The organism is Snodgrassella sp. B3800, from assembly GCF_026535865.1.
Taxonomy (GTDB): domain Bacteria; phylum Pseudomonadota; class Gammaproteobacteria; order Burkholderiales; family Neisseriaceae; genus Snodgrassella; species Snodgrassella alvi_E.
Window position 1 is genome coordinate 43,058 of sequence record NZ_JAFNPH010000002.1, and the last position, 12,436, is coordinate 55,493.

Annotated in this window: 7 protein-coding genes; 4 read left to right on the forward strand and 3 right to left on the reverse strand. The window is 45.3% G+C overall.

Annotated features, from left to right (window positions below; translation table 11 throughout):
* Positions 1–3 precede the first annotated feature (3 nt).
* The 4 genes from J3U64_RS04205 (at position 4) to hrpA (ending at position 6,327) form a co-directional block, all read left to right on the forward strand.
* On the forward strand, positions 4–960 hold the full coding sequence (locus J3U64_RS04205; RefSeq protein WP_416384979.1) for an iron chelate uptake ABC transporter family permease subunit: 957 nt from the start codon (positions 4–6) through the stop codon (positions 958–960).
* A gap of 50 nt (positions 961–1,010) precedes the next feature.
* A complete protein-coding gene (locus J3U64_RS04210) occupies positions 1,011–1,769 on the forward strand; it encodes an ABC transporter ATP-binding protein (protein ID WP_267408418.1) in 759 nt (252 codons plus the stop codon).
* Positions 1,770–1,780: 11 nt separating this feature from the next.
* Positions 1,781–2,020 carry a hypothetical protein gene (locus J3U64_RS04215; protein WP_100151674.1) on the forward strand — a complete coding sequence of 80 codons (240 nt, stop codon included), beginning with the start codon at positions 1,781–1,783 and terminating at the stop codon, positions 2,018–2,020.
* Positions 2,021–2,304: 284 nt separating this feature from the next.
* The gene (gene hrpA, locus J3U64_RS04220; RefSeq protein WP_267408419.1) at positions 2,305–6,327 is read left to right on the forward strand and encodes an ATP-dependent RNA helicase HrpA; all 4,023 of its coding nucleotides are present in this window, start codon (positions 2,305–2,307) and stop codon (positions 6,325–6,327) included.
* Between the two features lie 70 nt (positions 6,328–6,397).
* On the opposite strand, the gene J3U64_RS04225 is transcribed toward hrpA, so the two are convergent.
* The 3 genes from J3U64_RS04225 to J3U64_RS04235 form a co-directional block, all read right to left on the reverse strand.
* Positions 6,398–6,751, reverse strand: coding sequence for a hypothetical protein (locus tag J3U64_RS04225; RefSeq protein ID WP_267408420.1), 354 nt, complete (start codon positions 6,749–6,751; stop codon positions 6,398–6,400).
* Positions 6,752–6,809: 58 nt separating this feature from the next.
* Positions 6,810–7,511, reverse strand: coding sequence for a phosphoadenosine phosphosulfate reductase (locus tag J3U64_RS04230; RefSeq protein WP_267408421.1), 702 nt, complete (start codon positions 7,509–7,511; stop codon positions 6,810–6,812).
* Between the two features lie 1,544 nt (positions 7,512–9,055).
* Positions 9,056–12,097 carry a S8 family serine peptidase gene (locus tag J3U64_RS04235; RefSeq protein ID WP_267408422.1) on the reverse strand — a complete coding sequence of 1,014 codons (3,042 nt, stop codon included), beginning with the start codon at positions 12,095–12,097 and terminating at the stop codon, positions 9,056–9,058.
* Positions 12,098–12,436 lie beyond the last annotated feature (339 nt).

Genomic DNA, 12,436 nt, shown 5'->3' on the forward strand with positions numbered 1-12,436 from the left:
ACCATGCCGTCGCCCCGTTCTGGTGCACGTTTTCTCGGCGTGCTCGGAATATTATTGATAGTTGCCAGCGTTTTGTTTATGACTTACGGTGTAAAAGGGAGCTGGGATTTTGTTTTACAACTGCGCGGCAAGAAATTGCTGATGCTGCTGACTGTAGCTTATGCAGTCGGTGTTTCTACTTTACTTTTCCAGACACTTACCCATAACCCCATTCTGACGCCGGGTCTGCTGGGGTACGATTCACTTTACCTCCTCCTACAGACACTGACACTCTTTATCTTTGGTGCAGTGGGATACGCCAGCATTGGTGCTCTAACTAAATTTACCATTGAAGCACCATTGATGATGGCTGCCTCCTTACTACTGTTTCGTACGCTAACTCGAAACAGCAATGGTGATCTGGCGCGGCTGATACTTACCGGCACAATATTCGGCGTGATGTTTCGCAGTTTCAACAGTCTGCTGCAACGATTGATAGACCCTACCCTATTTACCGTCGCTCAGACCAGCTATTTTGCCCAGTTTACTTCAGTAAATGTCAGTATGCTGGTGATTGGCATCACAGTGATGCTAATCAGCACCATCTGGATATGGCGCATGCGCTATCAGCTGGATGTCATGATGCTAGGACGCAACGCTTCTATTGCCCTTGGGATCAATTATCCGCGCCTAAGCCGCAATATTCTGTTGTGGATTGCGCTGCTGGTTTCCGTTTCCACAGCACTCGTGGGACCTGTGAGCTTTTTTGGGCTACTGATTTGTGCACTGGTCAATGCCTGTACTCCCAGCATGACACACCGGCTGCGGATTCCGGCTGCGTTTCTGATGGCGGCGCTGATACTGGTCTGCGGGCAGCTGATATTCGAACACGTACTAGGCATGCAGGGCGTACTGAGTGTGGTTATAGAATTCTGCGGTGGTCTGGTGTTTCTATGGTTGGCATTAAAACGCCAATCCTGAGCTCGCCACCTCAACAGCGTATTGCTTTACTGACTTAACCGGACAGCAAGATGATTTCCATAAAAAATGTTAACTATTGTATCAACGGCGCTACCATCCTGCGTGATATTAATCTTGATATACCGGATAAAAGCATCACCGCATTAATTGGGCCCAACGGTGCCGGTAAGTCTACTTTGTTTTCCCTGATAGCACGCTTGCAACCTTTACAGCAAGGCAGCATCCACATTGATGAGCTAGATGTGAGCAGTGACAAATCCAATGCTATTGCGCAAAAGCTGGCAATATTGTCGCAAGAGAACAACATTCAAAGCCGAATTACCGTACGCGATTTACTGCTATTTGGCCGCTATCCGCACAATCAAGGGCGTATAACCAACACAGACCAGCAGATTGTCGATCAAGCATTACAACGTTTTGAGCTGCAAGAATTGCAACAGCGTTATCTCAGTGCATTGTCCGGCGGCCAGCGTCAGCGGGCATTGGTGGCAATGACCTTCTGCCAGCAAACTAAACATGTTATTCTAGATGAACCGCTCAACAATTTGGATATGTATCATGCTCGCGAACTGATGCGGCTGCTACGTGAGCTCACCAGCGAACAGGGATTATCTACTGTCATGGTGGTGCATGATATTAATATGGCCGCCGCCTATGCTGACCATATTGTCGCCTTGAAAGAAGGACAGATTGTTATGCAGGGCACACCGGATAAAATAATTACCGCCGATAATATTCAAACCATATTTAATCTGGATACCGAAGTTTTAAGCCACAAAGGCAAACCTCTCGTCATCCATCATCTGTAGCAGGTCTAATTATGCAAAACACCAAAACACCTCAGTCTCGCAAACAAACTTCTTTAATTATTGGCATGGTAGTCTTGTTTGTCATACTGGCTTCATGGTTTATCTGGCTGTTTATGGGAGACGATGCAGCGGTACGCATGTCCATGGCACGTATTATGCTGATTTTTTTGGGTTTGGTGTGCACATTCCTATTTGGCGTATCTATCATGATTGGCGTAAAAATACTACGACAACAACACAGCCGGCACTGATAATTGCCTGCAATACCTAAGCAGCTGCCCTCTTCTACAAAAGATGTGCAGCCTCAGCCCTGCTTTTATCTTTGCTTCTGGCCGTTCACACTGTGCATCACCGTCTGACTCAGCCTGTTTAATTTTTATAAAATCAAATTTTACAACTGTTAAACAGTTGCTTTTTGTCTTTGTCTTTGTTTCGGCTCAAACCGCAATACAGCCATAAAATCCCTGCAAACAAGCTTAATAGACAGATTTGCTATAATACGCATATCTAATTATATTCCGGCAGTATCTGTGCCATGTCTGTATACGAACTCAACCAAATCCTGAGCAAAGACCGCCACTTCCTACAACGTGCTAGTAAAAACCCTGCCCGATTCGGCGGAGAAGAAAAAGTTAACCAGCGTTATCAGCGTTCACACCAGATGTACCTACAACGACAGGCACATCTGCCTGTTCCGGAATACGATAACACCCTGCCGGTACATGAAAGACGAGTAGAAATCAAACAAGCCATCAGCCAACATCAGGTGGTTATTGTCTGCGGCGAAACCGGCTCTGGTAAAACCACCCAGCTGCCGAAAATCTGCCTCGAGCTTGGCCGTGGCGTAGCCGGTCTCATCGGCCATACTCAGCCACGGCGGCTTGCTGCACGCTCCGTTGCCGAAAGAATCGCTGAGGAACTGCATAGCCAGATTGGCCACAGTGTCGGCTATAAAGTGCGCTTTAACGACAAAACCGCTCCCGAAAGCTACATTAAACTGATGACAGACGGTATTCTGCTCGCTGAAAGCCAGACCGACCGTTTCCTCAGTGCTTACGATACAATTATCATCGACGAAGCACATGAGCGTAGTCTCAATATTGATTTTCTGCTGGGCTACTTAAAACAGCTATTGCCACGTCGTCCCGACCTAAAAGTAATCATCACATCCGCTACCATCGATGCCGAGCGCTTCAGCCAGCACTTTACCATTCACGGCCAGCCAGCACCGGTGATCGAAGTATCCGGCCGCACCTATCCGGTTGAAATCCGTTATCGCCCATTGCACAGCATTGATGCGGATGATGCCGAAATGGAAATCAACGACGCCATCGTCGATGCAGCAGACGAGCTGGCACGCGAAGGTCAGGGTGATATCTTGATATTTCTGCCCGGCGAACGCGAAATCCGCGAAGCTGCGCATGCATTACAACAATCACCACTGCGCCGCAATGATGAAATACTTCCCTTGTTTGCCCGCCTGTCTGCGGCCGAGCAACACAAAATTTTTCATCCCAGCGGCCGTCAGCGCCGCATCGTATTAGCCACCAACGTAGCCGAAACTTCTCTTACTGTACCCGGCATCCGCTATGTGATTGATACCGGTCTGGCGCGAGTAAAACGCTACTCTGCCCGTGCCAAAGTAGAACAACTACATATCGAACCCATCAGCCAAGCTGCTGCACGCCAGCGTGCCGGCCGCTGCGGCCGCGTTGCGGCCGGTATCTGTATCAGACTGTACAGCGAAGAGGACTACAACCAGCGCCCCGCCTTTACCGATCCGGAAATTATCCGCAGCAACCTCGCCGCAGTTATTCTCCGTATGATTAGCCTTAAACTGGGTAATGTAAATGATTTTCCCTTTTTACAGGCACCGGACCAACGTTATATCAATGATGGCTATCAGGTACTGCTCGAACTGGGTGCAGTAGATGAACACTATCGCTTAAGCAAATTAGGCGAACAGATGGCGCATCTACCCATAGATCCGCGCATCAGCCGCATGCTGCTGGCCGCAAAACGTCTGCAATGTGTTGCCGAAATGCTGGTTATCGTGGCCGCACTATCTATTCAGGATCCGCGCGAACGGCCGCTGGAAGCGCGTGATGCCGCAGCTAAAGCACATGAACGCTTCACAGACAAACAATCCGACTTCCTTGCCTATCTAAATATCTGGGATTCATATCAGCGCGAGCGTGACAAAGGTTTGTCCAACCGGCAGATGGTACAATGGTGTCACCAATATTTCCTTTCGCATCTACGTATGCGCGAATGGCGCGAGCTGCACCATCAGCTGGCTCAGATTGCCATTGATATGGGGCTGACAGATAAAGCCACTGCCTACCGTCAGATACCTGAGCAAAATTCCACTCATTCTGCCCACAACCAAAACGGTGACCAGGATTTAGCTGCCAAACTCAGGCAGCAGCAAATTGTCCGTCGCCAACAGCGCCAGATTCGGCAAAAAGCAAAAGAGGCCAGTTATGAGCAGATTCACCGAGCCTTGCTCACCGGCCTGATAGCTAATATCGGCTTAAAAAGTCCCGAAGGACACGATTATACCGGTGCGCGCGGCATTCATTTCCATCTGTTTCCGGCTTCAGCTTTATTTAAAAGCAAGCCCAAATGGGTTATTGCTGCCGAATTAACCGAAACCACTCGTCTTTATGCACGCGATGTCGCCAAAATTGAACCGGTATGGATTGAAACCGAAGTCCCGCATCTGCTGCGCCATCATTACTTCGAACCACACTGGGAACAGAAACGCGGCGAAGTCGTCGCCAGCGAACGCATTACTCTTTACGGTCTAACCGTCCTGCCGCACCGACCGATATCCTATGGACGCATTAACCCTGCAGAAGCACGCGAAATCTTTATTCGCGGCGCGCTGGTGGCACAAGAATGCGACCTCAAAGCCGACTTCTTCCGCCACAACCGGCAACTGATAGAAGAAGTCACCGAGTTGGAACACAAATCACGGCGACAGGATGTACTGGTAGACGCTGAAGCGTTGTTTATTTTTTACGACCAGCGCCTGCCTGCTACTGTCGAACAACAAGGTCGGCAATTGCCTTTGGCTGACATCCGTACATTTGAACACTGGCGCAGACAAGCAGAAGTCGAAAACCCACAACTGCTGTATCTTGGCCGTGACGACCTCATGCAGCATGCTGCCAGTAATATTACCGAAAGCCAGTTCCCTGAATATCTCAACACCAAAGACGGCCGCTGTGCCCTAAGCTACCGCTTCGAACCACATCATCCATTCGACGGCGTCACAGTAGCCGTACCGCTGCCCCTTCTCAACCGCATCAGTGCGGCACGGTTGGAATGGTTAGTACCAGGCATGATTCGGGAAAAATTGCAATTACTCATTAAAGCCCTGCCCAAACAAATTCGCCGCATTTGCGTACCGGTGCCGGACTTCATTACCGCTTTTCTCTACAGCGAACCCGATACCAATGCACCACTGTTGCCACAGCTGGCACATGCCATCGCTCGTCACGCCGGCGATATGCGCCTGCTCAACCAAATCGATATCGAACACTGGCGTAGCCAACAGCTACCCGCCCATTGCTATTTCAACATTCAGGTAATAGACGACAGCGGCACAGAATTGGCCAGCGGCCGTGACCTGAATGCATTACAGCAACAGCTCGGGCAGGCTGCTGCGGTCACTTTCCGCGATAACAGCAACGAATTCGAACGCGACAACATTACCAGCTGGGACATCGGCAAACTACCGGAAAGCATCAGATTTGCACGCGCTCAGCAGCAACTCACCGGCTATCTCGGTTTACAGCAGCAAAAAGACGGCAGCATCTCCCTGCGTCTGTTTGATACCGCTGCTGCCGCCCAACAGGCTCATCACAACGGCGTACTTGCACTGATGAGCCTGCAATTAAAAGAACAGGTAAAGGATCTCAACAAAGGCTTGCCCGACTTTACCCAGATAGCCATGCTGCTCAAACACCTTGGTGCTGATACCCTGCGTGCAGACCTGACCCATGCCGTACTGGATCGCACTTTGATTGGCGAAGATGAGCTGCCACGAGATGAAAAAGCCTTTAAAGAACAGTTGAAACGAGCGCGCAGCCGCCTACCGGCCGTAAAAGAGGCACTTAATCAGTATGCGCTGCAAACAGCATTAGCCTATGGCGAAGTCAGTAGCCATCTGGGTAGACATCCTCTATCCTCGCTGCTGCGTCAGCATCTGGACAGCCTGATTTATCCTGGTTTTGCCAGTGCCACACCATGGAAACAATGGCCACGATTGCCCATCTATCTGCAAGCTATGCTTAGACGTATGGATAAATATGGTAGTAACCCTGCCCGCGATAGTGCACGTGAGGCAGATATTCAGGCACTCACAGATATATGGCAGGAAAAGATTCGTCAGTATCAGCAACAAAATCAGCCAATCCCTCTAGCCATTGCTGATTTTCGTTGGATGCTTGAAGAACTGCGTGTTTCCCTCTTCGCACAGGAACTCAAAACCCCCTATCCAGTTTCAGCCAAACGGCTAAGCAAAGAATGGGAAAAACTTACTGCACTATAATAGTACTCAGACACAGCAGCCCTGCTCTGGCCAAGGGCTGCCGTAAAACCAGAATCATGTAGCTATAGTCTCATTTCTCTGTCAGCTCCAGAAAATCCTTATCCACATGGTCAGATAATCGAAAGCGTACCTCTGCTGGCGGCAACGTTATACCGATCTTTTGTGCCAGTACCAAACCGTCAACATATTTATTCTCCTTCGCCGGAATGTCCAGCACCTTCAGGAAAGCCATTAACTGCTCCCGCGTCTGAAAACAAACTGCACACCAATATTCACTATCCGTCACTCGCTGACGCAATTGCTGTGGCATCTTGCTGACACGTTCAAATTCCTGCCGCAAATTTTCAAGCTGCGCCAGAGATTCTTTGTCTGCACGCTGGCCAGTTTGTACATTACGCGGGGTGAAAGCGGCCTTTTTATTCATTTTTTGCCTGCCATCATCCGCATCAGACCACACTGATTGCTCAGACTCCTCGGCATTCTTATTTATTACCAAAAGTGCACTCCCAACGAAAAATCTCCAGCTCACACAATGGAAAAAATTCCAGGATTTTTTGATAATCACGCGGATAAAACTTCTTTATTGGCAGCAAAAAACGTAAATCCAAACTATCAAAAGAACAGCCGAAAATTTGATAATCACTGCCTAGTCTCACATGATTGCGCTTGAAGCAGTGCAGCAAATCCTGCTTTTTCCAATCCCAAACCGGATAATACTGAAATTGGCTTTTTACTATCGACCCATGCCGCTGCATACTCAGCCGCTGCTTAGGCCTTTTCTCAACTCTGGTACCATTAGCAACTGGTGTATCCGGCGGTAGATCAAACATACCACACATCATCAGCCGAATATCGGCATAACCAAAATCTGCCAAGCCGGCTGCATCTATCACAGCAGTATGCTTCGGCGGCTGAAATACATGTGCCCGCAGCATCTGATACAGCGCAGGATGTGGCAAACGGGTAATCTTAAATCCAAATTGCTGTTCATATAATTCCAGCTGTTCTTCTACAAATTCCAGCTCCGGCACCAGATAAAGATAATACGGATAAACAGCTGCGAAACGCTTCCTGATGGCCAGATACGCCGCTATCGAATCTTTTCCTGCACTGAAAGCCAGAATACTTTGCCTGTGTTCACTGGCAACTTTTTCAAGCGTCATTTTTCCGGACAAAATAGGCATATATTGACACTTTCAGCCTAGAAATCATTAATAATTTCAATCAGTATACCCACAATGAAAATAAATTGCCTAATTTGTCATATCCACTGCCACTGCTTGACAAATTAACAAATTAGTTATTGAGACTAAAATTAACAACAAAATATCAATATAAATGCATATCCAAATAGTTTATTCTTAATAAATATAATTTTCAGGCAGAAAAAAGCAATTCACAGCCTAGGCTGAAAACTCTCATATACTTGGCTAGCCAACTGCATAAAAGCAACACTCTTACCTTAAATCAAAACAGATTAAGAATCTTCCAATACCATCCCATTTGCACCAAACATTTATCTTACGGGCTCACAGCGGAATTAAGCTTATTCCATGCATCAGCCAACAAAACAAATTTATACTTTATTCCTAAAACATCAACTCTCACGTACCACTTATCATCACTACCCTAAGCTAAATTCATGTCTATATAAATTTATATAGACATCGGATATATAATTTATTTCGTTAAGATTAGAAAATTTTTGTAGACAAAAGATAGATATTTTGATAATCTAACACTTAATATCTAAGCTATTTATTTCCCTGTCCCGGCGATTTTATTTATAAGCTTTTCTCCTACATTCAGGCTTATAAATTTAAATGCTGGGTTCTTTTTTTTGTACTACGCTACAATAGCGCACTTATTCGTGAATATTTATCCAGCCTCAAAGTCAGTAATAACCACGTGCTTTACTGATTATCATTACTAATTTTCCTGTCATTATTCAATTATTATAATTTACGGGTCTATTCCACCGTGAGCGCTCAAAATAGATCAGGCAGATTTCAAAACAGGCATCAAACTCAGCCTTACTGGAAAAGTCTTTCCTCTGCAGATAAAAAAATTTACGCGGGTAATAAAATTTTTCCTTATTCAGAAACAAAAAAATAACATTATATTTTTTACTGACAGTATAAAATTGCTGCCATTTGTAACGAGTGTGATTAAATTCTGATTTTTCATCTACAAATTTCGCCGTAATTTCGAGAAAATGTTCGCAGAATGCCCCTTTTTTCAGATCACGTATTATATAGTAAACAAAAATTAACAAAATAGATAAAAAATAAATCAGAGAATAGATGTAAATTATTGTTTCCTTTATAGGCTGCTTTAAAATAAAATACCAGAAGAAAGGCCACCATACAAATATGAAACGGTTTAAAACCAAATAATCTATAGGCTTAGGGTTAACTCGAATAATCATTTTTCGTAATTTGTATATTCTATATTTATTTTATACAAATAACATAAAAACAGCATCTGTTCCACTTTTTCTCCACTATTCGCACACGAATTCACCAATAAACAACATTGCGTCTATTTCGTTTCTTCAAGATTCACACATCATTTTAATGTCTACTCAAATTCCAACAAGAATCACTCACACAACATCAATCTGTACACATCAACATAGCAGTTTTTCTACAGCACCATTCAGATATAAAAAAGGATTTCAGCTTAACTGAAATCCTTTTTCTGGCCTACCGGACATCTAAATGATACATTAAAACGATATTTTTAGATTTGCCCGCCCTGAATTACTGTGCCAGTGACTGCCATTCTCGTACTGATACTGAATACCTGCACTCATATTACGGCTCACCTGTACATTGCTACCAATTGCTGCATTCCAGCGTGTTCTGGCTGATGACCATTTACCCGCTCTTGCATCACTATGAATTCCACTAAATCCTCCTCGTGTGGCATATTCTCGGTCTCTGAAATCATGCTCCACTCCCACTGCTCCAAAGATATTCGCCACTATATCCCTTATATCAAACAGATATTCAGCTACTAAGCCGGCACTGCCAGTTACTACGCCTTTGTTTAGCTTTCTGCCATATAAGCCATATCCTTCTGCTCCGGCTTCACTGAAACTGTTCTGTTGCAGATAGTCGTAGCGTAAACCTAGCTGCGGTGTCAGTGTCAGACCTTTCATAGCGAATGCTTTACCGCCGTTCAATGCCAGCTGCCACACATTACCTTTCGTTTTCGCTCCGCTATCCTCTCTGGTTGTGCCCAGCCATATGCCGCGGGTAACATCATTGGAATAGCGGTTATAACCTAAGCTACCGGATAGGTATGCACCCCGCCAGTTGGCCGGCGCATAAAAGGTGCCCAGTGTTAAGCCGTTGCTCTTGATATCGGCACTACTATCTCTTTCACTCCAGTCTGTATTCTGGAAACTGTATGCCGCTGCTCCTGACCATCCATTACCAAAATTCTTGCTCACGCCGAGCAGGCCGCTGTTGCTATTCTGCTTGCCGCGCACTTCGCCTGGATTCCACCGATTCTGTGAATGGTTAAATTCCATAATCAGTGCCGGTTCGGCGCTATCATTGCGGATAGATGACATAAAGTCTGTATTCAGCTTGCCCAGTGTCAGGGTATTCACTACATTGGCATTGCTGTATACCGCACCTGATAATGAATACAGTGAACGCCGCAACGTTTCTGCTGTCTGGACATTCTGAATCCGGTTGGCACCAGCAAACAATTCTGCTGTTGGACCATCTGTGCCTGTTACTGACGACAGTTTGTCTAGCTGGCTAAAGCTGGTATCAATCGCTGCAGCTGCAGCCTCAATTGCCGGATCAGCTATGCTGCGCGTTAACAGACCGTTATTTTGTACCGCCTGCCGTGCTGATATCCGCGTAACATCAAAATTCACATTGTCACCATCATAACTGGCTTTCCCGTCCAGTAATATTCCTGAAGCTAATGCAGTTTGGCTGAATTCTCCTACGCGCTTCTGCGCATTGATAACGGCTACTTGAAGACCAGTCTGTGGCACAAAGCCAGATTTCAGGCCGTCGAAATACAACCGGCCAGCCAGACTGGCTGTACCATTTATAGCTGTTTTGCTGCCCAGACTGGTTTGAAAGGTTGCCTCTTCACTCTGGCTGTAGTCTCCATTAATCGTGGCATCGCGGCTGACAAACGTACCCTGATTATTAACCGCTCCAGTACTACCGTGCACCTGATAGGTACCGTCTTTGGAAATTTTCGCCGCAGACTGACTGCTGCCATCCAGCGACAGCATTCCAGAATTAATGATGGTATTACCTTGATAGCTGTGACTACCCGTCAAAAGCAGTGTACCGCTGCCATTCTTGATTAATCCGCCAGTTCCACTGATATCATTGCTGAAAATATACTGGCCACTGCTGACATTGGCATTAAAATCGCCAAAGGCAAACTGTGCCGGCCCGTTTACGGCTTTGCCGATATTCAGCAATCCCCAGCCATAAACTGAATCCACACCTTTAGCACCTAAATCTGTAGCTGTAGTCAGTAAAGTGGTGCGTAGATTATCATTGCTCATCCATGGATATTTCTGTTTCACCAGTACAGCTGCTGCTGTAACCTGTGGTGCGGAGAAAGAAGTACCTGAAGTAGTAGTAAGTGGTAATCCATTAATATCTTCACCAGGTTTGGCATTTAAATTGGCCGTTTGTGGCTGATAATAAGCCACCATACACCAATTTTTAGCGTCTCCGCACCGATTAGAGTAATCTTCAATTTTGTTATCAGCAGATACTCCGGCCACTGCAATCCAGCCCTTTTGCAGCTCTGGTTCCACTAATGGCAATAATGATTGAATACTAGGCTGATTTAGGCCGCCATTACCCGCTGCCCAGATAAACAGCATGTCATCTTCTACCAACGTAAGCAATTGTCCAATATAGCTATTTTGTTTAATTTTTGGGTTATCAGCGTTCAGATAGTTTTTTGCATCATAGATATACCACGCTTTATTGGTCACATAATTAGTGCCATAACTATTATTGACGATTTTTACACCAGCTTTATCCAGTGCATAAAATCCCTTGATGGTAGCTTGTATATTGATTTGCCCTGCTCCGCGACTGTCTGAAGCACTGGCTGAATATATCTGCGCAGCGGGGGCAATGCCCAGTTTTTTTCCACGTACATCCTTGCCTGCTATATTCAGGGCAACTGCATCGCCATGAGGATAAGCTTCACCATTGTATACCGTACCAAATTGGCCTAAATCAACAATATTGTCTGGCAAAGCAGGATGATTCAGACTGACTGGCAAATCCACAATTCCTACTTTAACTCCTCTTCCGTCTAACTCCTGATCGCGAGCATCCTTAAGATTCAGACGATTGGCCTGTGTATTGTCTTCACCATTGTTGCTTCTTGTATATTGATTCTTACTTAAAGGAATGGCAATAGCCTGTTCACTGCTGTCTAGCCGGGACGGATTCACAGAAGGCATAGGAATATTATCAGGAACATCCGGCTGTTCTGTTGGCGGCGTTACCGGTGGTTTCTCTGGTGGTTTTACCGGTGATGTTGGCTTTTCAGATGGCGGATCATTCACTGGTGGTTTATCTGATGGTGGTTTCGGCGTGATTTCATCGCCGCCGGAATGGCCATTACCAGTATCCTCACCGCCAGAGCCACCGCCTGTTTCTGTAGAATTAGAATGAACCCCACCACTGCCACCACCGCAAGCCGTTAAGGCAAGAGAAACAGCTATGACTAGGGATTTAAGCATTAGTTTAGAATGTTTCATAACCGTCTCACTTCCTGTATTAAATGCATTAATAATCAAAACGCTCATGCAATTTTTTATTCTTATTTTTAAAAATTTAATAAAATAAATGCAGTTAACCGTTATGAGATTTTTTCATTTTTGCATCATACAATGCCTAAAATATTGATTTACCTTATTAAATATTAATTAACCAAATAAGATATAATTTTATTTATTTAATATTCTGCATATTTATGTTGTTATTTTATTTCATAAAAATGAGCAACTTATCTATCATAAAAGTACAATAATTTATATTCTGTACTGATCAAGCTATTCTGCTGTAATTAAATAATGGCAAGCTTTTGCTATTTTTTT